We start from the raw sequence: 24,113 nt of genomic DNA on the forward strand, positions 1-24,113 counted from the left end.
CCTCAACCGTCCGCACCCTGACGCCGTCTCTCGACCTGCGTCAATATGCGCCAGGTGAGAGCGTCAGGCGGCCGCGCGTTTCAGCGTCACCAGCGCCTGGTCGATCAGGCGCGCGTCGCCGACGGCGAGGATCTGGCCGTTGTCGTCCGGCGCTGCGCCGCGCCAGTTGACGACCTTGCCGCCGGCCGCCTCGATGACGGGCACGAGGGCGGACCAGTCCCAGGGCTTCAGGCTGGTCTCGGCGACCAGATCCATCTTGCCCGTCGCCACCATGGCGTAGGCGTAGGCGTCGCAGCCCAGGCGCGCCAGGCGGGCGGTCGCGCGCACCTGGGTCCAGGCGCCCAGTTCCGCGCCGTTGAAGATGTCGGGGTCTGTGGTCGAGATGACGGCGTCGGTCAGCTGCTCGCAGGACCGCACTGCCAGCGGCGTCTCGACGTCGCCGCGCAACAGGCGCGCGCCGGACGGGCCGCCGATGAAGATTTCGTCCAGATAGGGCTGGGCGATGACGCCCACCGTCGGCTTTCCGCCCGTGCGAAGGGCGATCAGCGTGGTCCACAGCGGCAGGCCCGAGATGAAGGCGCGGGTGCCATCGATGGGATCCAACACCCAGACGTGCTCGGCGTCCGGTCGATCCTCGCCATACTCCTCGCCGATGACGCCGTGGTCGGGATAGCGGGCGGCGATCAGGCGGCGGATGGCGGCCTCGGCCTGTTTGTCGGCTTCCGTGACGGGATCGAAGCCGGCCGCGCCACCCTTGTCCTCATGCCCGATGTCCGAGCGGAAGAAGGGCAGGGTCACGCGCGCGGCTTCGCGCGCCAGTTCGATGGCGAAGGCTTCGTGTTCGGTCATGGGGTTCCCTTACCGCGCTTTCGCCGGCATGGGCGCCCCTTGAGACGTGCAGATCGGGGAGACGCGCAGATCAGGCGGCGGCCGCGTCGCCCGCATGCAGGGACTTGGCCAAGTCCAGCAAACGTCGGCGGGGCCGTTCGTCCAACTGATAGTAGGCTTGGATCAGATCCAGCGTTTCCTTGCGCGAAAAGACTTCGCCGCCCTTGGGCGTCGGCGCGTCGGCCTCCATCGCCTCGGCCAGGCCATCGTAGAAATAGGCGACGGGCGTTTCCAGCGCCTCGGCCAACTGCCAGAGGCGTGCAGCGGAGATGCGGTTGGCGCCGCACTCGTACTTCTGGATCTGCTGAAAGCGGATGCCGACCTGGACGGCCAACTGCTGCTGGGTCAGGCCCAGCAGGCGGCGACGGCGGCGCAGGCGGCGGCCCAGATGAAGGTCGATGTCGTCGGCCATGACGGTGATCCTCGTCTCACGTCTGTCCCGATGCGGGACGACACACGTCGATCGCGGCAATCGTCGTGCCGGATCGCGCCTGAGGCGAATTCGGCCTCATTGCGGCGCCGTTGAAAGAAGGACGCAACCGTATGGCCGGAGCTGCATTTACAGCAACAGCTTGGCTTTTAAAGGAAGGAACCACAGCATGGGTCTAGGAATCATTGGTTGGCTCGTCATCGGCATCGTCGCCGGCTGGCTGGCGGAAAAGGTCATGGGTCGTAATCACGGCCTGCTGACGAACCTGATCGTCGGCGTCGTCGGCGCCCTGATCGGCGGCTTCATCGCTGCGAACGTCTTCGGTACGCCGGTTGGCGGCTTCAACTTCGTCACACTGATCGTGGCGTTCCTGGGTGCCTGCCTGCTGCTGTTCCTTCTGGGATTGGTCAAGCGTCGCGCTTGATCCGACAGTCGGTCGATAAGGAAAAGGGCGGCTCTCGCGAGCCGCCCTTTTTGCTGCGCCACTGTCGCCGCTCCGCTGCGAACAAACGAAAGGGCGGCCGGGGAACCCGACCGCCCTTGATCATTCAGCCTTGGAAGACTGTCTTACTGCGGCTCGGTCGGAGCCGGCGTAGCGCTGTCCGGGACGGGAGCAGCCGGTTCCGTCGTAGCGGGTTCCGCCGTGGTGGGATCCGTGGGCTCGGCGGCGGGCTCAGCCGTCGGTTCGGCCATCGGATCAGAAGCCGGGGCGGGGGTTGCCGCCGGAGCCGCCGGGGCGCCGGCGATCGGAGCGGCGGCGTCGAACTCGGCCTTGGTGTAGGCCACTACGACGCCGGTTCCTTCCTGACGGATGCCGCTCAGCGGCACGGCGCGAAGTTGGCCGTCGGCACCGCGAACGGTGAGCTCCTGCTTGCCTTCGGCATTGTTCTGAACGCCTTCCAGCTTGCCGAGTTCGCCATCAGGACCGGAAACGCTCGATCCGGGGTTCAGCGACAGCGATTGCTGCGAAGACGCGGCGGCGGCAGGCGCGGCGGCGGGAGCGGGCGTGGCTTCTTGCGCCAGAGCCGGCGCGACGGTCATGAAGGCGGCTGCAGCGCCAGCCAGAAGAGCGGTCTTGATATTCATGGGTCATCCCCAGTTGCACGGGCCCGACGCCCGCACCTCTATATACTCCCCGTGTTACGGATTGTTTCGTATGCCCCGAAATGACCTTGGCAGCGCCCCGGTTGGACGATTCTTGGTCTATGTTCGGGCGATCCGCGATTCGAGAGGCCACGCTTGTCCAGCCGCCCCCGGCACACATCCGGTTTGATCCGCCGACTGGCGGGCCTGGCCTTTGAGCTGACGCCCCAGATCTTCGCGGTGCTAGCCTTCGGCGCGGGCGCGCTGATGCTGGCCTCGGCGGTGACGCCGGAGTTCGACAGTCGACTGCGTCAGCTGACGGGCGTTGTCTCTCCGATCCTGATCGACCTGTCGCACTTTGTCGGCAGCATCGCCGGTTTCCTTCTTCTGCTTTTGTCGGCGGGCCTGTGGCGACGTCGACGCGGCGCCTATTGGGCGGCCCTGCTGGTCCTGGCGGCCGGGGCGGTGTTTTCGGTGCTGAAGGGTCTGGACTGGCAGCAGGCGACGGATCTGCTGGTCGTCGCAGCCTTGCTGGCGCCGTGCCGCACGGCCTTTAACCGACGTTCGCGGCTCAGCGAGCCGCTGCGGCCCAGCTGGTTGCTGCTGCTGACGGCGGTGGTGGCGGCGATGCTGTGGCTTGGCTTCTTCGCCTATCGCGACGTGGCCTATAATGACGAACTGTGGTGGCGCTTCCTCAGCGATCGTCAGGCGTCGGGCTTCCTGCGGGCCGGGCTCGTCTTGGCGATCCTGACGCTGGTTGTGGCCGGGCGCTCGCTGCTGAGCTCGCCGGGCGCCCACAGTCACGGGCCGGCCAGCAAGGCCGACATCGATCGCGCGCTCCAGGCGCTGCAGACGGCCGATACGGCGACGCCTGAGGCCTGGCTGGCCATGCTGGGCGACAAGGCGCTGATGTTCAGCCCCGCGGGTTCCAGCTTTCTGGCCTATCGCGTGCGGGGGCGGCGCTGGATCGCCATGGGCGAACCGGCAGGGCTCAAGAGCGAACGGCTGGAGTTGCTGTGGTCCTTCGCCGAGATGGCCGACAGCTATGGTGGGGCGGCGGTCTTCTATTCGGTCAGCGAAGAGGTTCTGGGCGATCTGGCGACCATGGGGCTGGCGGTGCGCAAGGTCGGCGAGACGGCCGTGATCGACGCCCACCGCTTCTCCATCGAGGGCAAGGGCAAGCAGAACCTTCGCACAGCCATCAATCGCGCCGAGCGTGAAGGCTCCTCGTTCGAGGTTCTTCCGCCCGGTTCGGCCGCAGAGATCGCGGACGAGCTGCGCGAGATTTCGGACGCCTGGCTGGCCATGCACGAGGGCTCGGAGAAATCCTTCTCCTTGGGGCGCTTCGACGTCGACTATCTGGACCTGACGCCGCTGGCGGTGGTCAAGGAGGGCGGCCGCATCGTCGCCTTCGCCAATCTGCTGACCTCGCCCGACGAAGCGGCGGTGGATCTGATGCGCCATCGGCCGGACGCGCCGCATGGGGTGATGGACTATCTGTTCATCCGCTGCGCCCAATGGGCCAAGGCGGAGGGGCTGGCCAGCTTCGACCTGGGCATGGCGCCGCTGGCCGGGCTGGAGGATCGACGCATCGCGCCGGTCTTCGCTCGCGTCGGCGCCTTGGTGTTCGAAGAGGGCGGGGCGCTCTACGGCTTCCAGGGTCTGCGCAGCTACAAGGCCAAGTTCGGCCCGGACTGGCGCTCGCGCTTCATCGCCGCGCCGGTTTCGACGCCTCTGCCGCTGGCCCTGCTGGATGTCGCTCTGCTGACCAGCGGCGGCTGGCTGGGAATGCTGGGGCTGAAGAAGGCCTAGGTCAGCAGCGCCTTGAGCACGCCGTCCAGAACCGGGCGGCCGCGCTCGGTGGCGATCAGTCGCTCGGCCTTCAGCATCAGGAACCCATCGCCGATCAGGTCCGCGACCGGCGCGCGTTCAGTCGGCAAGCCGAGCGCTGACAGCAGGGCGACAGGCGCGCCTTCGGTGGTGCGCAAGGCCAGCAGCAGCCGTTCTTCGGCGGCGTCGGCTGCAGTCTGGGCGTCGCGCTCGGACCAGGGCGCGAGGCCCGAGACGCCCGCCACATAGTCGGCGATGCGGCGGTGGGCGACGGTCGCGGTCCTGACCCCGTCCAGCGTCAGCCGACCATGGGCGCCGGGGCCGGCGCCCAGATAGTCGCCCCCGCGCCAGACATGCAGATTGTGCGACGACCGGGCGGCGGGACCGCGCGCGTGGTTGGACACCTCATAGGTTTCGAAGCCGGCGGCGGAGAGGACATCCTGGGTGGTTTCGTAGAGGGACGCGGCCCGGTCCTCGTCCGGCGGGGTCAGGGTTCCGCGTGCGAAGGCCCGACCAAAGGCGGTCGTCGGCTCTATGGTCAGTTGATAGGGCGAGACGTGTTCGAACCCGAGCGCCAGCGCCGTCGTCAGTTCGGCGGCCCAGGCCTGGGGCGTCTGATCCGGGCGGGCGTAGATCAGGTCAATGGACAGACGATCGAAGGCGCGGCGGGCCAGATCGACCGCGCGCAGGGCCTCGGCCGCCGAATGGTCGCGACCCAGAAAACGCAGGGCGGCGTCGTCCAGCGCCTGAACCCCCATCGACAAACGGTTGATCCCGGCGTCCGCCAGGGCGGCGAACCGGCCGGCCTCGGCGTCCGTGGGATTGGCCTCCAGCGTGATCTCGATGTCGCCGGCGGCCGGGAACAGGTCGCGGGCCGTGGCCACGATGCGCGAGACGGCGCCGGGCGCCATCAGCGATGGGGTGCCGCCTCCGAAGAAGATCGAGGCCAGTCGTCGCGGACCTGTAAGAGCTCTCTGGGCGCGCAGATCGGCCAGGATCGCCTCGACCAGCCCGGCCTGTTCCTCGGTGCGCCCGCGATCGCGCACGACGTTGAAGTCGCAGTAGGGGCAGATGCGCGCGCAATAGGGCCAGTGGACGTAGAGGCCGACGTCCGATCCCGGATCAAGCGGATCAGTCAATCAGGGCGGCTCTCAGCTTGGCGAAGGCGACGGTGCGGTGGCTGATGGCGTCCTTGGCCGCCGGCTCCATCTCGCCGAAGGTCCGGTCGCCGCCCTTCGGAATGAAGAGCGGGTCGTAGCCGAACCCCCGATCGCCGCGTGGGGGGAAGGTCAGCTGGCCGTGAACCTCGCCCTGGACCACCACACAGGGGCCGTCCGGCCAGGCGACCGCCAGGGCCGAGGTGAACCAGGCGGTGCGGTCCGTCGCGCCGATCTCTTCCAGCCGCTCCTCGACCTTCTTCATGGCGACGGCGAAATCCTTGCCCGGCCCGGCCCAGCGCGCAGAGAAGATGCCCGGCGCGCCATCCAGCGCCGCGACCGACAGGCCGGAATCGTCGGCCAGCGAAACCTCGCCCGACAGTTCCGCCGCGTGGCGCGCCTTCAGCATGGCGTTGCCGGTGAAGGTGCTCTCCGTTTCGTCGGGTTCGGGCAGGTCCAGCTGGCCGGCTGTGACGAGTTCGTAATTTCCGCCCAGCAGCGCCGAGATTTCGGGAACCTTACCGGCGTTATGCGTCGCCACGACGATCCGCATCCCTTTGATAAGCTTGAGATTCATCGTCGATCACGCTCCTGAAACAGTCTATTGCCAAAGTTTAATATCGTTAAACGATATGTAACGTGCCTTTTTCGCCCGCACGGCCTATCTATTGATCGTCAGGAACGAGGTCGCAGCGTTCAGGACTTCCGGAAAACCGGGAACGATCATGCGGCTAACAAATCCAAACGGCGATAATCGCCCAAACACGAAAGACGGAGAACCACAATGCATACGATGAACACCTCGATGTGGCTCGACAAGGTCGGCGCTGCTTTTGTCAGCACCGTTTTGATCGCCGCCCTGCCCACCGCCTTGGTCGTCACCCTGTTCCAAGCCCTTTGATCCCTCTCTTTTCGATCACTGGAGCTTTGACGACCTGCATGAAGACCGCGATGTATAGAGCCGCGCGCGGGTTTGCCGGACCCCGCGTGGCCATCGCCCCGCCTTCCCCGGCTTGAGATCAAAAAGACCATGCGCCTGCCCCTGCCGCCAAATCCGCTGAAGCGAGGCGAGGCAAGCGTTCCGAACTGGCTGGGCGCGCCGATCCAAGCGCTCGGCCCGGGTTCGGTGTCCAGCGTGCTGAAAGTTGTCCTGGACGTCGCCTATGTCCTTCTCTGGTTGATCACTGGCATTCTGCTGCTGCTGGTCATCGCCGCGATCTTCATTCCCTTGGACAATGTGAACATCACCGTCAGCGGGGATTCCGGCGGAAAACAACTGCCGCTGACGCGCACCCTGCTGCTGTTCGGTTTAGGCGCCGCGACCGCCTATTTCGGCGGGTTCATGCTGATCCTGCGAAGCCTGCGCCGCATCATTCGCACCCTGACCATGGGCGACCCGTTCCAGCCCGATAACGTGCGCCGTCTGCGCCAGATCGGCCTGACCCTGGCGGTCGTGACCGGCGGCGTCTGGGTGGCCCAAGGCTTCGTCGCCAAGCGTCTGGCGCCCGGCGTGATGGACCCGCAGGGTTTGGGCGAACTGCTGACCCCCATCTTTTCCGTGTTCATCGTCTTCGTGCTGGCGGAGGTGTTCCGCGAGGGCGCGCGCCTGCGTCGCGAATCCGAACTGACGATCTGAGCCGTTTCGAAGTAGGATTTCCGCATGGCCATCCGCGTCCAGCTCGACCGCGTCCTTGTGGAACGCCGCATGTCGTTGACCGAACTCGCCGACCGGGTCGGGGTGACGGTGGCGAACCTGTCGATCCTGAAGACCGGCAAGGCGCGCGCGGTTCGGTTCTCGACCCTGGACGCCCTGTGCCGCGAGCTGGACTGCCAGCCGGGCGATCTACTTGCGCACGAGCCCGGCCCCGGCGACACCATCGAGGACGACGGCGAGGCATGAGGCGAAAGGGCCCGAGCCGTGACGAAAGCGGACTGACGCCCGAAGACCGTCGCATCTGGACCCGCGTGGCCGGATCGGTCGTGACGCCGAGGACGCGCAAGGCCGCCCGCATCACGCCCGGCGCCGAAACGCCGCCCGAGATCGTGGTGACGCCGATCGAGCGTCCGCGCCCCCTGGTCAATGCGTCTCCCAAACGCACCGCTGTCGCGCCGCCGACGGAAAAGCGACCTTCGCTGAACAAGCCCAAGCCCGCGCCCGAGGATCTGGAGCCGCGCCGCAAGCAGCGCCTGTCACGCGAACGCGATCCCATCGAGGCGCGCATCGACCTGCATGGCTTTGGCCGGTTCGAGGCCGAGGATCAGCTGCGAGGCTTCCTGATATCCTGCCAGGCGCGCGGAATGCGAGCGGTGCTGGTCATCACCGGCCAGGGTCGGATGGGCGGCGGGGTGATCCGCTCGGCCTTTGCGGAGTGGATGCATTCGCCCGCACTGCGAGGCGTGGTGTCAGGCTTCACCATCGCCCACCAGAAGCACGGCGGAAACGGCGCCTTCTACGTCACCCTGAAACGCCGGACCTGACGCTCACGAAAAAGCCGGGCCTGCGCTGGCGGACCCGGCCTTTCGAAAAGCGGCTTTGCTCTGGCCTATTTGGCGGCGATGGCGCCGGCCAGGATCACGTCGATCTGCTTGCCCATATGATCCGACAGGGCCTGCGCGTCCCATTCGTCATAGGCGGCGCGGCGGTAGTTCGACAGATAGGCGTCCCAGATCAGCTCAACCAGCAGACGGCTGTCGGCGTCCTTTGACAGTTCGCCCTTGGCCACCGCATCCTGAAGGATGTTGCTGATGGCGAGCAGCAGGTTCTTGGTCGCGGCGCGGGCGCGCATTTCGGCGGCCAGGGGCTGGAACCACGAGCGGGCCACGATGGCCTGGAACAGGGGCAGTTGGTCCAGCGACGAGTGGTAGCCGGCGCTCAGCGCGCTGACGAGGCGCTGGCGGACGGGCTCGCCTTCGGGCGCTGCGGCCTCGACCACCTCGGCCAGACGCGTCATGTCTTCGGTCAGGACGGCTTCGAACAGCTCGGCCTTGTCCTGGAAGTTGGCGAAGACGGCGCCGGTGGACATGCCCGCGCCCTTGGCGATGTCACGGATCGTGGCGGGCTCATAGCCGCGCTCGGCGAAGAGCGAGCGGGCGGCGTCCAGAACCTTTTGTCGCGTGCGGATCTTGGCGGCCTGGCGGCGGTTCAAGCGGGGCTCGACAGCGAGAGAGGCGACGGTATCTGTCATATAATCAGGCTTTTACTCTACTTTCGGTCTCTGGTCGGGGCGAGCCCGGCAGCGACCTCGAATGAATGTCTGAGCCCTTGGATCGAACCGAAAGGGCGCTTCTGCTCCGCAGATGCAGTCATGGAGAGGCGCGCTTGCATCACGGAACCATGACGAAAATGGGTCCGGCGACGGTCTGTAAGGCGCTTCCCTTACTCCGCCGCGGGGTCGACGCGCGTCGGGCGTAGCGTGCGGCGCAGCGCGCGGCTGGGGCGATTGCGACGCTCGATCGGGATTGCCGACTGGAAGGCCTTGCGAAACTGATCGCGACGTTCGTGGACCGAGGCGAGCACCAGGCCCATGGGCACGCCCAGATCGACAAGTGTGTTTTCGGCCAGTTGCAGACTGGCCTCGGTCGTCTCCGGCACGGCGTCGGTGACGCCCAGTCCATACAGCCGAATGGCGTGCTGGTCGTCGCGAGCGCGGGCGATCAGGATCAGGTCGTCGCGCATCGACCGCGCCGTAGTGACCACCTCGTCCACTTTCGTCGGCGCGTCCATGGTGACGATCAGGGCGCGGGTGGATTGAACGCCGCAGTGCTGGAGCATCTCGCGCCGCCCCGCATCGCCATAGAAGACATCAAATCCGTCACGTCGGCCGGCGGCGACGGCGCCCGCATCAGTGTCCAGGGCGATGAAGGGCTGATCGTGCGCCTTCAGCATTTCTCCGATCAAACGGCCGACGCGCCCGAAGCCGACGATGATGACCGCGCCGTTCGCCGCCTCCAGCTTTGGAAGCTCGACGGGATGGCCTGCGACTGCCGACTTGCGCGCCAGCTTCTGACCCAGCATGGCGAGCAGGGGGATCGAAAAGATGCTGACGGTCGCCGACAGGGCCACGGTATTGGTCAGTTGCGGCGGTGCGAGGCCCTCGACCAGGCCGGTGGCGAAGACCACAAAGGCGAACTCGCCCGCGGGCGCCAGAACGAGCGCCGTCTCGAGCGACGGGCGGGCGCCCAGGCCCCAGAATCTCGCCAGGCTGAAGATGACGCCGGTCTTCACGACCGTCAGGGCCAGGGCCAGGCCGAAGACGCCGACCGGATCGGCGGCGATGGCGTCCAGGTCCAGACCCAGGCCGACGCCGACGAAGAAGACGCCCAGCAGAAGCCCCTTGAACGGTTCGATGGAAACCTCGACCTCGCGCCGGAACTCGGTCTCGGCCAGCAGCACGCCGGCGACAAGCGCGCCGATGCTCATGGACAGGCCGCTGGCCTGGGCGGCGAGGCCGGCGCCGACCACGACCAGCAGCGAAGCGGCGACGAACAGTTCTCCGCCCTGAGCGGCCCTGCGCGCCTTGGCCACCGACCGGAACATCGGCCGCAGCACGAGCCGCCCCAGCAGCACCATCAGCCCAAGACCGATGGCCGCCGGAACAAGGGTGAACAGGGCGCGTCCCAGAACGGCGGGATCCAACGCGCCGCCCTGCTGGGCCAGGGCCGCCAGGACGGTGACGGTGATCAGGATCGGGGCGACCGACAGATCCTGAGCCAGCAGGATGGCGAAGGTGGAACGGCCTACCGTTCCCTTCAGCCGCCCCCGCTCGGCCAGCACGGGCGTTACCACAGCCGTCGAGGACAGGGCGAGGCCCATGCCCAGCACCACGGCGCTGGCCAGGGTCTGCCCCATCAGCATGAAGCCGCCCGCCAGCACGGCGGTGCAGACGACGACCTGCATCAGGCCCAGGCCGAACACGAGACGGCGCATGGCGCGCAGCCGCTCCCACGACAGCTCCAGACCGATCATGAACAACAGGAAGGCGACGCCCAGTTCCGACAGCTGCGCCAGCTGACCCGGATCGCCGATGGTCAGCCACGACAGCCAGGGCAGGCTTTGCGCGAACCGACCCAGGCCGTCCGGCCCCAGCAAAACGCCCGCCGCGAGAAAGCCCAGCACGGGGCTGACCTTCAGCCGATTGACCAGGGGCACGATGACGCCGGCGGCCGCCAGAAAGACCACCAGATCCTTGTAGTCGCCGCCCTGACCGTGCATCCGCCCTCCTCGCGTCGGCGTATCTGACCCCTATCCCGGCGTTGTGGCGAGAGGCCGCATCGGAATCATGAACTTTTTTTAAGGCGACACCCCCCCTCGCGGGACTAGGGTCCGCGCCGAGCCATCCAAATTTCGGGTGAGAACAGGGACATAGTGATGAAAAGTCTGCTTATCGGGGCCGCCGTCGGCGCCCTTCTTCTGCCCGCCAGCACGGTTCTGGCTCAGGATATCGGTCACGACCACGCCTGCATCGACGACGCTTGCACGATAGTTTCGCTGTTCTCGGGCGAAGAGACGGCGGCGGGTTGGCAGGGTGTCGATGCGCCCCGCTACGGAACCTGGGGCTTCGACATGGCCGGACGCGACACTGCGGTGAAGCCGGGCGACGACTTCTTCCAATACGCCAACGGAAAGGCGCTGGAAAAGCTGGTCATTCCGTCGGACCGCACCAGCTACGGGTCGTTCGCCCTGCTGCGCGAACTGTCGGACAACCGCATGAAGGAACTGGTGCTGGGCCTGGCCAACCGCACCGACCTGGCGCCCGGCTCGGACGAGGCCAAGGTCGCCGACGCCTATCGCTCCTACATCGACGAGGCGCGCATCGAGCAGTTGGACGCCCAGCCGCTGCAACCCTATCTGGCCGCGATCCGCGCCGCTGACAGCCACGACAAGATGGCCGTCTACATGGGCCAGACGGTCGGCCGCTTCGGCTCGTCCTTCTTCGGCACCGGCATCACCATCGATGCAAAACAGCCCACTCGCTACGTCGTCTCGACAGGCCAGTCGGGCATCGGTCTTCCGAACCGTGACTACTATCTGGACGCCCGCTACGCGGACAAGAAGCACCTTTACACGACCTATGTCGGTCAAATCCTGGCTATGGCGGGGTGGGACAAGCCGTTCACCACGGCCGCAGAGATCGTCGAACTCGAAACCAAGATCGCGGAAGCCCACTGGACCCCGGTCGAGAACCGCAACCGCGACAAAACCTACAACGAGTTCACCATCGCCAAACTGGCCGAGGATGCGCCGGGCTTTGACTGGCAGGCCTATTACGACGCCGCCAAGCTGGGCGGCGTGCCGCGCCTGATCGTGCGTCAGGACACGGCCATGCCCAAGATCGCGGCCATCTATGCCAAGACGCCGGTGGAACTGCTGCAGGCTTGGCAGACCTTCCACACCGCCGACGACATGGCGCCCCTGCTGTCCAAACGCTTCTCCGACGCCCAGTGGGCGTTCCGTTCGCGCGATCTGTCGGGCCAGCCCGAGCAGCGCACTCGCGAAAAGCGCGCCATCTCCTTCGCCGAAGGGTCGCTGGGCGAGGCCACGGGCCGGCTCTACGTCGCCCAGTATTTCCCGGCCGAATCCAAGGCCAAGATGGAAGAGCTGGTCGCCAATCTGCGCACCGCCCTGTCGCACCGGATCGACAACCTGACCTGGATGGGAACCGAGACCAAGGCGGCGGCGCAGGAGAAGCTGCGCAAGTTCACGGTCAAGATCGGCTATCCCGACAAGTGGCGCGACTACTCCGGCCTGGACATTCGTGCGAACGACCTGGTCGGCAACGCCGAACGCCGCGGCCTGTTCGAGTGGAACTATGATCTGGCCCGCCTCGATGAGCCGGTCGACAAGTCGGAGTGGGGCATGACCCCGCAGACGGTCAACGCCTACTATAACTCGGCCAACAACGAGATCGTCTTCCCGGCGGCGATCCTGCAGCCGCCCTTCTTCGATCCGAATGGGGATGCGGCGGTCAACTATGGCGGCATCGGTGGCGTGATCGGTCACGAGATCGGCCACGGCTTCGACGACCAGGGCTCCAAGTCCGATGGCGACGGCGTGCTGCGCAACTGGTGGACGCCTGAAGACAAGGCCAACTTCGAGGCCCTGACGGCGCGTCTGGGCGCGCAATATGCGACCTATGAGCCGATCGCCGGCTATCACATCAACCCTGGCCTGACGATGGGCGAGAACATCGGCGACGCGTCTGGCGTGGCCGTCGGTCTCGAGGCCTATCACCTGTCGCTGAACGGCCAGCCGGCGCCCGTGATCGACGGAACGACCGGCGACCAGCGCTTCTTCTATGGCTGGGCTCAGGTCTGGCAGTCGAAGTATCGCGACGAAGCGCTGAAGCAGCAGGTCGCCACCGACCCGCACTCGGCCGCCCAGTTCCGCGTCATCGGCCCGCTGCGCAACGTCGACGCCTGGTACGACGCATTCGACGTTCAGCCGGGCACGAAATACTATCTGACGCCCGAGGAGCGCGTCCGTCTCTGGTAAGGCGACGCTTGTTCGAGAATAGAAAGGCCGGGGTTCGCCCCGGCCTTTTTCATATCGAGACCGGGCTGCTCGATCTCGACGCCGCATCAAGAATTTGTTGAGGTTTCATAGGGGCCTGTCTGGGCGCCAGACGCGAAAAAGCCCGCTGCGGGGGATACATCGCAGCGGGCTTTCGCGCTCTTTAAAGAGCGGACGTTTCCTCCCCGAAACGCCTTCGAGTGCTGCGCGCTTGAGCAACGCTTGCCCTCGAGTGAGGTCATTTGACGCAAGGGCCGGTCGGTCGTCAACGGCCCGTTTGGCAAGAGTCGAACTTTCTTCGACTTATCACTGATAACCCATTTCAGGGGCGCGGCATTATCGAAGCTTATTCGATAATGGACGTGATGGCGGCGACCAGGCCTTCGCGGCGTATCTTCATTTGGCCGGGACGTTCGGCCTTCCAGGCGTCGTTGTCCGTGATGGCGGCGGCAGCGGCGCGGCCGGCGTCCAGATCCTTGATCGTGACCTCGCCGGCGGCAATCTCGTCTCCGCCCAGGATCACGACAGCCGGGGCGCCGCGCCGGTCGGCGTATTTCATCTGCGCCTTCATGCCAGCGCGACCCAGATAAAGCTCGGCGGCGATCCCGGCGGTGCGCAGTTCGGCGACGGCGGTCAGATAATGGGCCATGTCGTCCTCGGAGAAGACGATGACGACCACGGGGCCGCGCACCGCGTCCTCGGCGCCCCGTCCCGCCGCGCGCAGGGCCGAGGCCAGACGCGAGACGCCGAACGAGAAGCCGGTCGCCGGCGTGCTCTGGCCGGTGAAGCGGGCGACCAGATCGTCATAGCGACCGCCGCCGCCGATGGAGCCGAAGCGGACGGGACGACCCTTGTCGTCAACCGTGTCGAGCAGCAGCTCGGCCTCAAAGACGGCGCCGGTGTAATATTCCAGGCCGCGCACGATGGTCGGATCGAACTTCACGGCGTCCTGGCCGACCGACATAGCGGCCAGCGCGCGGTCGATGGCGGCCAGTTCGTTCAGCGCCGCCTCGCCCGCCGCGCCGAGGTCGCCGGAGCGCGCGACGGCGTCCAGCGTCTCGGCCCGCGACAGGCCGGGGGTATTGGCAGAGGCCAGGAACGCCTCGATGGCGGCCGTGACCTTGGCGGGAAGCTGGGCGCCCTTGGTGTAGTCGCCCGAGTCGTCCAGACGCCCTTCGCCCAGCAGTTGGACCACGCCCTCCCATCCCAGGCGGTCGAACTTGTCGATGGCGCGAAGCGCCGTCAGTCGCTGACCGGCCTCGGTCACGCCGCCGGCGTCGAACAGGCCGTCGAACAGCTTGCGGTTCGAGACGCGGATCTGGGCGTGGCCGGCGTCCAGCCCGGCGGCGCGCAGGCCCTCGCAACCCATGGCGATGATCTCGGCGTCGGCCTCGGGCCGGTCCGAGCCGACGGTGTCGGCGTCGCACTGCCAGAACTCGCGGAAGCGACCTGGGCCGGGCTTCTCGTTGCGCCAGACGGGACCATAGGCATAGCGCCGGAACGGCTTGGGCAGGGTCTCCCAGGTCTGGGCGGCGAACCGGGCCAGGGGCGCGGTGTGGTCGTAGCGCAGCGCCATCCAGTCGCCCGGCTCGTCCGAGCCCGCGTCGTCCTGAAGCGCGAAGACGCCCTCGTTGGGACGGTCGGCGTCGGGCAGGAACTTGCCCAGCGCATCGGCATATTCGAAGGCCGGCGTCTCCAGCGGCTCGAAGCCCCACCGCTCGTAAACCTCGGACACGCGCGCGACGATGCGCCGCTCCGCGGTCAGGTCGCGGCCGCGCTTGTCGGCGAAGCCGCGCGGGTTGCGGGCGAGGGGGCGGGGAGGCGCGGCGTCGGTCATGGCGCGCGCTTAAGCCAAGGCGCCCCTGATCGCAAATTCTCCACCAAAGCTGACCTACGAGCTGCGTCCGTCGGTGTTGCGCAATTGTCTGTTCTTAAAGACGAAATCGTAATGCCGACGGAACTGCTATGCGGATTTTTCGTTGATGGCGCATGACGCCCCATGCCCTTCTCGTTGCGCGCACTTGCAACACCTCCGATCGCCGCACGATCCGGTGGTGGGAGTGTGAGCTGATCGACGAGGCCGGGTCGCGGCGCGTGCAAAACCAAGCCTTCTTCTCGATCCGCGAGGCGCGATCGTGGGCGATCGCCCAAGGCTATCCCATCAGCGACGACGCCGCCTCAGCGGCCGAGCTTTGATGTCGGACGTCGCGCCGAGCGGCGTTCTGACCGCCGAAGCTTTCGATACGCCCCGTATCCTGCTCGCCGGCGCGGTCGACTACGCCATGTATGAAAGATTTCGCCAGCAGATGGCGGAGGCGCCCGACACCGGGCTGACCGTCATCGAACTGTCGACCCTGGGCGGTGATCCGGAAGTGGCGCGCATGATGGGCGAGGATGTGCGCTTTCAAAGCGACATCAATCCGTCGCGCCGACTGGTCTTTCTGGGCAAGGCGGCGATCTATTCCGCCGGCGCCACCTTCATGAGCTTCTTTGCGGTGGAGAACCGCTATCTGACGCGCGGCGCGCGGGTGATGATCCACGAGCGCAAGATGGACACTCAGTTGCACGTCAGCGGTCCGTTGACGACCTGCATCGCTTCGGTCCACGCCATGCTGAATGAGCTGGAACACTCCATCGCCATCCAGAACGAGGGATTCGAGAACCTGGTGCGCGGATCGTCGGTGACGATGGAGGAGGTGCTAAAACGCGCCCCCGCCAACTGGTACATCGAGGCCCAGGAAGCCAAGGCGTTGGGCCTGATCGCCGAGGTGATCTGACCCGCCTGCCGAATCAGGCCTGGAGCGTTTCCACGGTCAGATTGCCGTTGGTGTAGACGCAAATTTCGGCCGCGATCTTCATGGCCTTGCGGGCGACCTGTTCGGCGTCCAAATCGGTTTCCTCGATCAGGGCCCGGGCGGCCGACAGGGCATAGTTGCCGCCCGAACCCACGGCGGCGACGCCATGCTCCGGCTCCAGCACATCGCCCACGCCCGTTACGGTGAAGATGGACGACTTGTCCGCCACCAGCAGCATGGCCTCCAGACGGCGCAGGTAGCGGTCGGTGCGCCAATCCTTCGCGAGGTCGACGCAGGCGCGAGCCAGCTGATCCGGATACTGCTCCAGCTTGGCTTCTAGGCGCTCGATCAGTGTGAAGGCGTCGGCGGTCGCGCCGGCGAACCCCGCCAGAACCTTGCCGCCCGCGAGGGTCCGCACCTTGCGGGCGGCGCCTTTGACGATGGTTGGGCCCATCGAGACCTGGCCGTCGCCGGCGATCACGGTGCGTCCGTTCTTGCGCACCGCCAGAATGGTGGTGCCGTGCCAGTCGGGGAAGTTGGATGCGGTCTGGGTCATGACGATCAGATGGCGTGGCGGACGGTCGGCATCAAGTCTGTCGCGCCTATGGATAACGCTGTCTTATTTTGACCCCAATATTGGATAGAAGGCGCAATCCAATTTCACCGATCTTTGATATCGAGGGCCAAGCTTTGCTTTATCGCGTCGTTTTCGTGAGTGAAGTGATCGGTGGCGTGAACCACACGCTTCAGGCGCTTGCCGAAATCCTGGGCGTGTCGGAGCGAAATAATCGCCGGGATCACATCGGTAGCGCCATGCTGTTCCACGAAGGCGAGGCTGCACAGATGATCGAGGGTGCGCGCGCGGACGTAGATCGGCTGATGTCGCGTCTTTGGAACGACCCACGCCACTGCAACATCCGTGTGCTGGATGATCGCCCGGTCATGCAGCGACGGGTACAAGAGCCCGCGCGCCTGTGCGCCCTCAGCACCCAACAGGCCGCCGACATTCTGCGTGGCCGGCGCCTGAGCGATCTGTCCAGCGCGGGTCTGGAAAAGCTGCTGTCGTGCGAACACGTGCGGATGGCCGCCTGAGGCGATAGGCGACAGGCGACAGGCCCCTCGCGTCGGGATCTGTGCGGCGCTAGATAGGGCGGTGATCTTTTCCGAAGACGAAGTCGAACGCTATGCCCGCCATCTGGTCCTGTCCGAAGTCGGCGGGCCGGGGCAGCAGGCGCTGAAGCGCGCGCGGGTGCTGATCGTCGGGGCTGGCGGCGTGGGATCGCCGGCGGCGCTCTATCTGGCGGCGGCAGGTGTCGGGACGCTGGGCCTGATCGACGACGACGTTGTGGGCCTGTCCAACCTTCAGCGGCAGATCGCCTTTTCGACGGCGCAGGTCGGTCAGTTGAAGGTCGAGGCGGCGGCGGAACGGCTGGTCGGCCTCAATCCGCATGTCGCGGTCGAAACCTTCGCCGAGCAGATCTCCGCCGAGAATGCGGCGGCGCGGATCGCAGCCTTCGACATCGTGCTGGACGGGACCGATGACTTCCAGACCCGACTGTGGGTTAATGCGGCCTGCGTTGCGGCGCGCAAGCCGCTGGTGTCGGGGGCGCTTGGCCGCTGGAACGGGCAGGTCGGGGTGTTTGCGGGCAAGCCCTGCTATCAATGCCTGGTGCCAGAGGTTCCGCCGGATGCCGAAACCTGTACGCGCGTCGGCGTCGTGGGCGCCCTGACCGGCGTGATCGGATCGATGGCGGCGCTGGAGGTCATCAAACTGATCACAGGCGCGGGCGAGGCCCTGACGGGACGGCTTATGCTGTATGACGGTCTGGCGGGCTCGGCGCGGACCGTCCGGGTCGCCGCCGATCCGGAATGCCCGGTCTGCGGCCGCTGACGATCAGGCGGCCGTCGCGAAACGGATGTCGGCCAGATCCAAATCAGGCAGGGGAGCAGCGAAGCCCAGCGCCGGGTTGCTGAGCACCGTCACCAGACGTTCGCCGCAGTAGAGATAAAGGGTCTCGAACCCGACCCAGTTGCGGGCGATCGCCTCAAGCGCCTGATTGGCCGCCGTGTCATTAATCGCGTCGAGGACGCAGATGTCCCGCACCGGAACACCGGGCAGGTTGACGATGCAGTAGTAGGAGTCCAACGCACACTTCCTCGATCAGGACGCCGGAAACGAAGCGCGTTTACGACGGTTCCTCCCCTGCCAGCGGTTTTCGACAGCCGTGTGAGTTCGGTCCGACAGACTTGTGAAAAGGAGGCCTGATGGCCCGACATCCCGCCTCGCCCAAACGCCTGAACGCCGCCAATCTCAGCGGCTTGGGGGCTGAGCGTCTGGGCGAACTGCTGATGCAGGCGGCGGATGCGGATGCGATCCTGAAGCGGCGGCTCAGGCTGGTGATGGCGGCCGAGACGGGGCCGGATCTGCTGGCCCTGGAAATCGACAAGCGATTGACCACCATCGCCGCCAGCCGCGCGCGGGTGTCGTGGCGAAAGCGGCCGGACCTGCTGCGCGATCTGGAAATTCTGCGGGCTGCAATCGTCGAGGATCTGGCCGAGGCCGCGCCGGCGATGGGGTTGGAGCGATTGATCGGCTGGTTCGATCTGTTTCGCGGCCTGGCGTCGCGGGTCAAGGATCAGAAGGGCGAAGTGGCCGAAGCGTTCGAAACGGCGGCCTCGGATTTGTGGCGGATCGCCGAGGACGCAGTTCGGACGGACGAAAGCACAGTCGGTCTGATGGCGGAGGCGGTGGCGCGGCAACCGCTTGAATACGCCGGTTGGATCGGCGCGGGCGGCGACGATCTGACGGCGGACTTGGCCAAGAGGCTGCTGGGTCGTCTCGATACCGCATCCAGCGCGCGCGGCATGCGGACGGTCGTGCGGCGGCTGGCGGATCGGGCGGACGATCTGGACCTGTGGCTGTCGATGACGACGCCGGAGGAACGGGGCTCGCCGGATTTCGCGGCGGTGATGGCCAAGCGGCTGCTGGTTGCTGATCGCATTGCAGAAGCGCGTCAGGCGCTGGAGGCGGCGCTGAAGCCGTCGGCGGGCAACCGGCGCTGGACCTTCGGGCGATCGCCACAGGCCGGACCGCCGGTCCTGACGCCGGCATGGGAGGCGACCTCGATCGACCTCTTGGAAGCCGAGGGCCGCAAGGACGACGCGCAGAACCTGCGCTGGGCGATGTTCGAGCGCGACCTGTCCGCGCCGGTGCTGCGGGCCTATCTGGCGCGTCTGCCGGACTTCGACGATGTGGAGGCGCTGGACCGCGCCCTGGCCCATGCCGCGACCTATGCCGATTTCGAGACGGCGCTGGGGTTTCTGATGGACTGGCCCGCGCACCGCGAGGCCGCCGCCCTGGTCGAGCGCCGCATTCGCGAGGTACGCGCGCCGCTGCCGCTCAAGGCCGACTGGGCGGCGCGGCTGGCGCAGAAATATCCCGATGCGGCCGAGCGGTTGCTGGCTGCCCCCTAAAGCATTGCGGGGATGACGCGATCCGGCGGGCGGTGGCCGTTCTGATAGGTCATGACGTTGGCGATGACGCGGTCGCCCATGTCCTGCCGCGCTTCCAGGGTGGCGGAACCCAGGTGGGGCAGCAGCACGACATTGGATTGACCCAGCAGGCCATGATGGATCGCGGGCTCGTTCTCGAACACATCCAGCCCGACGCCGGACAGGGCGCGCATGGCCACCGCTTGAGCCAGGGCCGCCTCGTCGATCAGTTCGCCGCGGGCGGTATTGATCAGGATGGCGTGGGGCTGGAGACGGGCCAGCCGCTCGGCCGACAGCAGATGGTGGGTGTCCTTCGTCGCCGGGCAGTTCAGCGAGACGATGTCCATCCGGGCCAGCATCTGGTCCAGGTCGTCCCAATAGGTCGCGCCCAGTTCTTCCTCGATCAGGGCCGGGACGGGCTTGCGATTGTGATAGTGGACCTGAAGCCCGAAGGCCTTGGCGCGGCGGGCCAGGGCCTGGCCGATCCGGCCCATGCCGACGATGCCCAGCCGCTTGCCCCAAAGCTTGCGTCCGCACATCCAGGTCGGGGTCCAGCCCTCGAACCGGCCTTCGGCGACCACCTGGGCGCCCTCGACGATGCGGCGGCTGACGGCCAGGATCAGGCTCATGGCCAGGTCGGCGGTGTCCTCGGTCAGGACGCCAGGCGTGTTGGTCACGATGATGCCGCGCGCCACGGCGGCGTCGACGTCGATATGGTCTACCCCGGCGCCGAAGTTGGCGATCATCTTCAACTGCTCGCCTGCGCCATTGATCAGGCCGGCGTCGATGACGTCGGTGATGGTGGGCACCAGGACCTCGGCGCGCTGGACGGCGGCCTGCAACGCGGCGCGGTCCATCGGCTGATCCTTCAGGTTCAACTCGGCGTCGAACAACTCGCGCATCCGCGTCTCGACCGCGTCGGGCAGGCGTCTGGTTAATACGACCTTAAGCTTGCGGGGGGACATTCTCGGCCTTGGTTAGCGGGCGGCGATTCAGACGGATCAAAGCCCGCGCGACGGGTCGTTCCAATCAGTGTCTAGCAAAGCCGCCGCCATCTTCCAAAGCCTGCGACGCCGCATCGCCCTCGTTGGAGCCATTCTCGGCCTCGGCGTGATGGCCAGCGCCGGCGCGACCATGCCCGACGGCCGCCCGACGCCCACCGGGCTTGAGGTGCCGCGCTGGATTTCGCTGAAGTCCTCGCACGTCCGCGCGCGCCAGGGGCCGGGCCTGGATTATCCGATCCTGTGGGAATATCGGGCCGCCGGCCTGCCGGTTCAGGTGATCGCCGAGACGACCGAATGGCGCAAGATCTGCGATCCCGACGGGGCCGTGGCCTGGATCCACCGCACGGTGTCGTCGGGCCGGCGTTACGTCTTCAATACAACCGCCGAGGAGGTGCCGATCCGCTCGGGCCGATCCGAGACGGCGTCGGTGCGCGCGCGCCTGTCGCCGCGCGCCTTGGTGATGCTGGACGAATGCGAGGAGGGCTGGTGCAAGGTCCGGGCGCGACGGCTGGAGGGTTTCGTGGCCCAGCGGGCCGTGTTCGGCACCCAGGAACGCGCGCTGTGCAACGCCAATCGCCCCGCGGGCACGGGTCGCAACTGACCGCACGCTGTTGAGCGAAGCGGCGCGGTCGTGTAACCCGCGCGCAACGCCTTAAGAAACGGAAGCGCCTTGACCCAGTCCCAATATCCTTCGTCCTTCGATCATGAGGCCCTGCTGGCCTCGGGCCGCGGCGAGCTGTTCGGTCCCGGCAACGCCCAGCTGCCCGCTCCGCCGATGCTGATGTTCGACCGCATCACCACGATCAATGCGGACGGCGGCGAGCACGGCAAGGGCTATGTCGAGGCCGAACTCGACATCCATCCCGACCTCTGGTTCTTCCAGTGCCACTTCATTGGCGACCCCGTCATGCCGGGCTGCCTGGGCCTGGACGCCATGTGGCAGCTGGTCGGCTTCTATCTGGGCTGGATCGGCGGTCCCGGTCGCGGCCGCGCCCTGGGCGTCGGCGAGGTCAAGTTCACCGGCCAGGTCACGCCGGACATCAAGAAGGTGGTCTATAAGATCAACCTGAAGCGCGTCATCAACCGCAAGCTGGTCATGGGCATCGCCGACGGCGTGCTGGAGGCCGACGGCCAGGTCATCTACACCTGCAACGACATGCGGGTCGGCCTGTTCGGCGCCAAGGATGAGGCGGCGGGCGGCTAACGCCCCTATATAACCGCGAACAAGGCGGACGGTCCTCGGACCAGGAAGCATCAAGAAGGAAACACCATGCGTCGTGTCGTCGTCACCGGCCTGGGCATCGTCTCTTCCATCGGCCACGGCGCCGAGGAGGTGACCCAGTCCCTGCGCGAAGCCCGGTCGGGCGTCGTTCATGCCCCCGACCACGCCAAATACGGCTTCCGCAGCCAGGTCTGGGCGCCGCCCAAGATCGGTCCGTGGGAAGAGCTGGTCGACCGTCGCGCCGCGCGCTTCCTAGCCAACGGCACGGCTTGGGGCCACATCGCCTTCGAAGAAGCGCTGAAGTCGTCGGGCATGACGGCGGACGAGATCAAGGACGACCGGATCGGCCTGATCGTCGGCGAGGGCGGCCCCTCGACCCAGGTGATCCTGCAGGCGGCCGCGACCACGGTCGAAAAGGGCGCGCCCAAGCGCATCGGCCCGTTCGCGGTGCCCAAGGCGATGGCGTCGGGCCCGTCGGCGGTGCTGTCGACCTGGTTCCAGATGCGCGGCATCAACTATTCGATCAGCTCGGCCTGCGCGACCAGCGCCCACTGCATCGGCGCCGGGGTCGAACAGATCCAGTGGGGCAAGCAGGACGTGGTCTTCGCCGGCGGCTGCGAGGACATCGACTGGTCCATGTCCAACATGTTCGACGCCATGGGCGCCATGTCGTCGGACTTCAACGACAATCCGTCGGTCGCCTCCAGAGCCTATGACGCCAACCGCGACGGCTTCGTCATCGCCGGCGGCGCAGGCATCGTGGTGCTGGAAGAGTATGAGCGGGCCAAGGCGCGCGGCGCGACCATCTATGCCGAGGTCACCGGCTATGGCGCCAACGCCGACGGCTACGACATGGTCGCCCCCTCGGGCGAGGGCGCCCAGCGCTGCATGAAGATCGCGCTGGAACAGGCCGGCAATCCGAAGATCGACTATCTGAACCCGCACGGCACCTCCACGCCCGTGGGTGACGCCAAGGAGATGGAGGCTGTGCGCGCTGTCTTCGGCGACCAGATGCCGATGATCTCCTCGACCAAGTCGCTGACCGGCCACTCGCTCGGCGCGGCCGGCGCCCAGGAAGCCATCTACTGCCTGCTGATGATGCAGAATGGCTTCGCCGCCGAAAGCGCCCATATCGAAAATCTCGATCCGGCGTTCGAGGGCATGCCGATCCTGCGTCATCGCCGCGACGGCGAACTGACCCACGTCATGTCCAACAGCTTCGGCTTCGGCGGCACCAACGGCACGCTGATCCTGTCGAAGGTTTGAGACCTTCTTTTCTCGTCATCCCAGGGCTTGTCCCTGGGATCCATATGCCCGGCGCCCAAAAGCGGCTCACCTTGCGGACAGGCCGGGATTATGGATCCTCGCTACAGGGGCGAGGATGACGAAGTTTTTGCGCGTTGAGCACTCCAAAGCAGCGCCTGCGCCCGATCGTTCCCAATTTGGCCGTTTACACGATCGTTTCTCGCCCTTAGAGAGCGTCGCCGTGACGCAGCGCCTGACTAAAGCGATGACCCTGAAAACCACCGGCTTTGGCGGGGCGGTTTCGGGTGCGCGCACGGTCTAGCGACAACCCCGATCCCAAGCCCCGCCGATGCGCGGGGCGGTCGATCCGGCTGAACCCCGCGCCTCCACCCTTCACAGGAGACGCCTGAATGTCCTTTTCCCCGTCCAACCCGCCCCACGTGGGTATCGTCGGCGCCACCGGCCTGGTCGGCGAGATGATGCGCGGCCTGCTGGCCGAGCGGGACTTCCCGCTGGCCTCGCTGCGCCTGTTCGCCTCGGCCCGGTCGGCGGGCAAGACCATCCGCTTCGGTGAGACCGACATCGTGGTCGAGGATGCGGCGAGCGCGGACTACGCTGGTCTGGACATCGTCTTCTTCTCGGCCGGCGGCGAGACGTCCAAGGCCCTGGCGCCCAAGGTGGCGGCGGCCGGGGCGGTGGTGATCGACAATTCCTCGGCCTGGCGGTCTGACCCCCAGGTGCCCCTGGTGGTCGCCGAGGTGAACCCGCACGCTTTGGTCAACCTGCCCAAGGGGATCATCGCCAACCCCAACTGCACCACCATGGCTGCGATGCCGGTTTTGAAGCCCCTGCACGACGCGGCGGGGCTGAAGCGTCTGACGGTCTCGACCTATCAGGCCGTCTCGGGCGGCGGGATCGAGGGCATTCGCGTGCTGGAGGACCAGTCGCGCGCGACCGTGGGGCGGGGCGCGGCCCTGGCCCACGACGGCGGGGCCGTGGACTTCGGCGCGCCAGAGAAGTGGGTCGTGCCGATCGCCGCGAACGTCGTGGCCCTGAACTATGCGCTGGGCGAAGACGGCTATACCGACGAGGAGCTGAAGCTGCGCGACGAGAGCCGAAAGATCCTGGAGATCCCCGGCCTGCCGGTCTCGGGCACCTGCGTGCGGGTGCCGGTCTTCACCGGCCACTCCCTGTCGATCAACGCCGAGTTCGAGCGCGCGCTGTCGGCGGCTCAGGCGCTGGACCTGCTGGCCCAGGCGCCCGGCGTGGTGGTGACGGCCGTGCCGAATCCGCTGGAGGCGTCGGGTCAGGACCCGGTCTTCGTCGGGCGCGTGCGGCCCGATTCGACGGTCGAGCATGGTCTCGCCCTATTCGTCTCGAACGACAATCTGAGGAAGGGCGCGGCCTTGAACGCCGTCCAGATCGCCGAGGTGCTGGTCCAGCAGCGCGGCTGACTG

General features: G+C 66.8%; 26 protein-coding genes. 15 read left to right on the forward strand and 11 right to left on the reverse strand.

Features of this window, described 5'->3' with window-relative positions:
* Positions 1-63: 63 nt before the first annotated feature.
* Both hisN and LG306_RS04095 read right to left on the reverse strand, forming a co-directional pair.
* Positions 64-849: a histidinol-phosphatase gene (gene hisN / locus LG306_RS04090; protein ID WP_404418433.1), complete on the reverse strand. Its 786-nt coding sequence runs from the start codon at positions 847-849 to the stop codon at positions 64-66.
* A 70-nt stretch (positions 850-919) separates the two neighbouring features.
* Positions 920-1,300: a helix-turn-helix domain-containing protein gene (locus LG306_RS04095; RefSeq protein ID WP_055754334.1), complete on the reverse strand. Its 381-nt coding sequence runs from the start codon at positions 1,298-1,300 to the stop codon at positions 920-922.
* Positions 1,301-1,487: 187 nt separating this feature from the next.
* Between LG306_RS04095 and LG306_RS04100 the strand changes: the two genes are divergently transcribed.
* The gene (locus LG306_RS04100; protein ID WP_017504935.1) at positions 1,488-1,742 is read left to right on the forward strand and encodes a GlsB/YeaQ/YmgE family stress response membrane protein; all 255 of its coding nucleotides are present in this window, start codon (positions 1,488-1,490) and stop codon (positions 1,740-1,742) included.
* A 143-nt stretch (positions 1,743-1,885) separates the two neighbouring features.
* Here the strand turns inward: LG306_RS04100 and LG306_RS04105 are convergent, their stop codons facing one another.
* Positions 1,886-2,404, reverse strand: coding sequence for a hypothetical protein (locus LG306_RS04105; RefSeq protein ID WP_404418435.1), 519 nt, complete (start codon positions 2,402-2,404; stop codon positions 1,886-1,888).
* A 153-nt stretch (positions 2,405-2,557) separates the two neighbouring features.
* Here LG306_RS04105 and LG306_RS04110 point away from each other — a divergent pair, with 153 nt between their 5' ends.
* Entirely contained in the window at positions 2,558-4,213 is a 1,656-nt protein-coding gene (locus LG306_RS04110; protein ID WP_404418437.1) for a GNAT family N-acetyltransferase, read from the forward strand.
* Here the strand turns inward: LG306_RS04110 and hemW are convergent.
* Positions 4,210-5,370 (reverse strand): radical SAM family heme chaperone HemW, encoded by a 1,161-nt coding sequence (gene hemW, locus LG306_RS04115; protein ID WP_404418439.1) that lies wholly within the window; start codon positions 5,368-5,370, stop codon positions 4,210-4,212. The two genes, LG306_RS04110 and hemW, sit on opposite strands and share 4 nt — an antisense overlap.
* A complete protein-coding gene (gene rdgB, locus LG306_RS04120) occupies positions 5,363-5,965 on the reverse strand; it encodes an RdgB/HAM1 family non-canonical purine NTP pyrophosphatase (protein ID WP_404418441.1) in 603 nt (200 codons plus the stop codon). The genes hemW and rdgB overlap by 8 nt, the downstream gene beginning before the upstream one ends.
* Before the next feature lie 453 nt (positions 5,966-6,418).
* Between rdgB and LG306_RS04125 the strand changes: the two genes are divergently transcribed.
* Genes LG306_RS04125 through LG306_RS04135 form a run of 3 tightly spaced genes read left to right on the forward strand, consistent with a single transcriptional unit; the run spans position 6,419 to position 7,866 of the window.
* Positions 6,419-7,024, forward strand: a complete 606-nt coding sequence (locus LG306_RS04125; protein ID WP_404418443.1) for a DUF2975 domain-containing protein — start codon at positions 6,419-6,421, stop codon at positions 7,022-7,024.
* Between the two features lie 24 nt (positions 7,025-7,048).
* On the forward strand, positions 7,049-7,288 hold the full coding sequence (locus LG306_RS04130) for a helix-turn-helix transcriptional regulator (protein ID WP_017504942.1): 240 nt from the start codon (positions 7,049-7,051) through the stop codon (positions 7,286-7,288).
* Positions 7,285-7,866, forward strand: coding sequence for a Smr/MutS family protein (locus LG306_RS04135; RefSeq protein WP_404418445.1), 582 nt, complete (start codon positions 7,285-7,287; stop codon positions 7,864-7,866). Before LG306_RS04130 ends, LG306_RS04135 begins: the two co-directional genes overlap by 4 nt.
* 65 nt (positions 7,867-7,931) lie before the next feature.
* Here the strand turns inward: LG306_RS04135 and LG306_RS04140 are convergent, their stop codons facing one another.
* Both LG306_RS04140 and LG306_RS04145 read right to left on the reverse strand, forming a co-directional pair.
* Complete coding sequence (locus tag LG306_RS04140; RefSeq protein ID WP_039243898.1) at positions 7,932-8,573, reverse strand: TetR/AcrR family transcriptional regulator; 642 nt, start codon at positions 8,571-8,573, stop codon at positions 7,932-7,934.
* A gap of 191 nt (positions 8,574-8,764) precedes the next feature.
* On the reverse strand, positions 8,765-10,600 hold the full coding sequence (locus LG306_RS04145) for a cation:proton antiporter (RefSeq protein ID WP_404418448.1): 1,836 nt from the start codon (positions 10,598-10,600) through the stop codon (positions 8,765-8,767).
* 156 nt (positions 10,601-10,756) lie between these two features.
* Between LG306_RS04145 and LG306_RS04150 the strand changes: the two genes are divergently transcribed.
* Entirely contained in the window at positions 10,757-12,880 is a 2,124-nt protein-coding gene (locus tag LG306_RS04150; RefSeq protein ID WP_404418450.1) for a M13 family metallopeptidase, read from the forward strand.
* A 364-nt stretch (positions 12,881-13,244) separates the two neighbouring features.
* Here the strand turns inward: LG306_RS04150 and hisS are convergent, their stop codons facing one another.
* Positions 13,245-14,735 (reverse strand): histidine--tRNA ligase, encoded by a 1,491-nt coding sequence (gene hisS / locus LG306_RS04155; RefSeq protein WP_404418452.1) that lies wholly within the window; start codon positions 14,733-14,735, stop codon positions 13,245-13,247.
* A 152-nt stretch (positions 14,736-14,887) separates the two neighbouring features.
* Between hisS and LG306_RS04160 the strand changes: the two genes are divergently transcribed.
* Complete coding sequence (locus LG306_RS04160; protein WP_404418454.1) at positions 14,888-15,094, forward strand: hypothetical protein; 207 nt, start codon at positions 14,888-14,890, stop codon at positions 15,092-15,094.
* Positions 15,094-15,675, forward strand: a complete 582-nt coding sequence (locus LG306_RS04165) for a ClpP family protease (RefSeq protein WP_404418456.1) — start codon at positions 15,094-15,096, stop codon at positions 15,673-15,675. Before LG306_RS04160 ends, LG306_RS04165 begins: the two co-directional genes overlap by 1 nt.
* A gap of 13 nt (positions 15,676-15,688) precedes the next feature.
* Here the strand turns inward: LG306_RS04165 and hslV are convergent, their stop codons facing one another.
* Positions 15,689-16,249 (reverse strand): ATP-dependent protease subunit HslV, encoded by a 561-nt coding sequence (hslV, locus tag LG306_RS04170; RefSeq protein ID WP_404418458.1) that lies wholly within the window; start codon positions 16,247-16,249, stop codon positions 15,689-15,691.
* Positions 16,250-16,425: 176 nt separating this feature from the next.
* On the opposite strand from hslV, the gene LG306_RS04175 reads away from it, so the two are divergent.
* Together LG306_RS04175 and LG306_RS04180 are read left to right on the forward strand one after the other, a co-directional pair.
* Positions 16,426-16,785, forward strand: coding sequence for a BLUF domain-containing protein (locus tag LG306_RS04175; RefSeq protein ID WP_404418460.1), 360 nt, complete (start codon positions 16,426-16,428; stop codon positions 16,783-16,785).
* A 61-nt stretch (positions 16,786-16,846) separates the two neighbouring features.
* The gene (locus LG306_RS04180) at positions 16,847-17,584 is read left to right on the forward strand and encodes a HesA/MoeB/ThiF family protein (protein WP_404418462.1); all 738 of its coding nucleotides are present in this window, start codon (positions 16,847-16,849) and stop codon (positions 17,582-17,584) included.
* Positions 17,585-17,587: 3 nt separating this feature from the next.
* On the opposite strand, the gene LG306_RS04185 is transcribed toward LG306_RS04180, so the two are convergent.
* Positions 17,588-17,839 carry a hypothetical protein gene (locus tag LG306_RS04185; protein ID WP_404418464.1) on the reverse strand — a complete coding sequence of 84 codons (252 nt, stop codon included), beginning with the start codon at positions 17,837-17,839 and terminating at the stop codon, positions 17,588-17,590.
* Between the two features lie 119 nt (positions 17,840-17,958).
* Here LG306_RS04185 and LG306_RS04190 point away from each other — a divergent pair, with 119 nt between their 5' ends.
* The gene (locus tag LG306_RS04190; RefSeq protein ID WP_404418466.1) at positions 17,959-19,167 is read left to right on the forward strand and encodes a DUF6880 family protein; all 1,209 of its coding nucleotides are present in this window, start codon (positions 17,959-17,961) and stop codon (positions 19,165-19,167) included.
* On the opposite strand, the gene LG306_RS04195 is transcribed toward LG306_RS04190, so the two are convergent.
* Positions 19,164-20,150 (reverse strand): 2-hydroxyacid dehydrogenase, encoded by a 987-nt coding sequence (locus tag LG306_RS04195; protein ID WP_404418468.1) that lies wholly within the window; start codon positions 20,148-20,150, stop codon positions 19,164-19,166. The genes LG306_RS04190 and LG306_RS04195 overlap by 4 nt on opposite strands.
* Positions 20,151-20,217: 67 nt before the next feature.
* Between LG306_RS04195 and LG306_RS04200 the strand changes: the two genes are divergently transcribed.
* The 4 genes from LG306_RS04200 to LG306_RS04215 all read left to right on the forward strand — a co-directional run bounded on the left by LG306_RS04200 (position 20,218) and on the right by LG306_RS04215 (position 24,110).
* Entirely contained in the window at positions 20,218-20,790 is a 573-nt protein-coding gene (locus LG306_RS04200; protein WP_231868706.1) for an SH3 domain-containing protein, read from the forward strand.
* 69 nt (positions 20,791-20,859) lie between these two features.
* On the forward strand, positions 20,860-21,393 hold the full coding sequence (fabA, locus tag LG306_RS04205) for a 3-hydroxyacyl-[acyl-carrier-protein] dehydratase FabA (RefSeq protein ID WP_055754351.1): 534 nt from the start codon (positions 20,860-20,862) through the stop codon (positions 21,391-21,393).
* 66 nt (positions 21,394-21,459) lie between these two features.
* Positions 21,460-22,677 carry a beta-ketoacyl-ACP synthase I gene (gene fabB / locus LG306_RS04210; protein ID WP_404418471.1) on the forward strand — a complete coding sequence of 406 codons (1,218 nt, stop codon included), beginning with the start codon at positions 21,460-21,462 and terminating at the stop codon, positions 22,675-22,677.
* Between the two features lie 389 nt (positions 22,678-23,066).
* Positions 23,067-24,110, forward strand: coding sequence for an aspartate-semialdehyde dehydrogenase (locus tag LG306_RS04215; RefSeq protein WP_404418473.1), 1,044 nt, complete (start codon positions 23,067-23,069; stop codon positions 24,108-24,110).
* Positions 24,111-24,113: the final 3 nt, after the last annotated feature.

The sequence above is a fragment of the Brevundimonas vesicularis genome (assembly GCF_044807075.1).
Taxonomy (GTDB): Bacteria; Pseudomonadota; Alphaproteobacteria; order Caulobacterales; family Caulobacteraceae; genus Brevundimonas; species Brevundimonas vesicularis_G.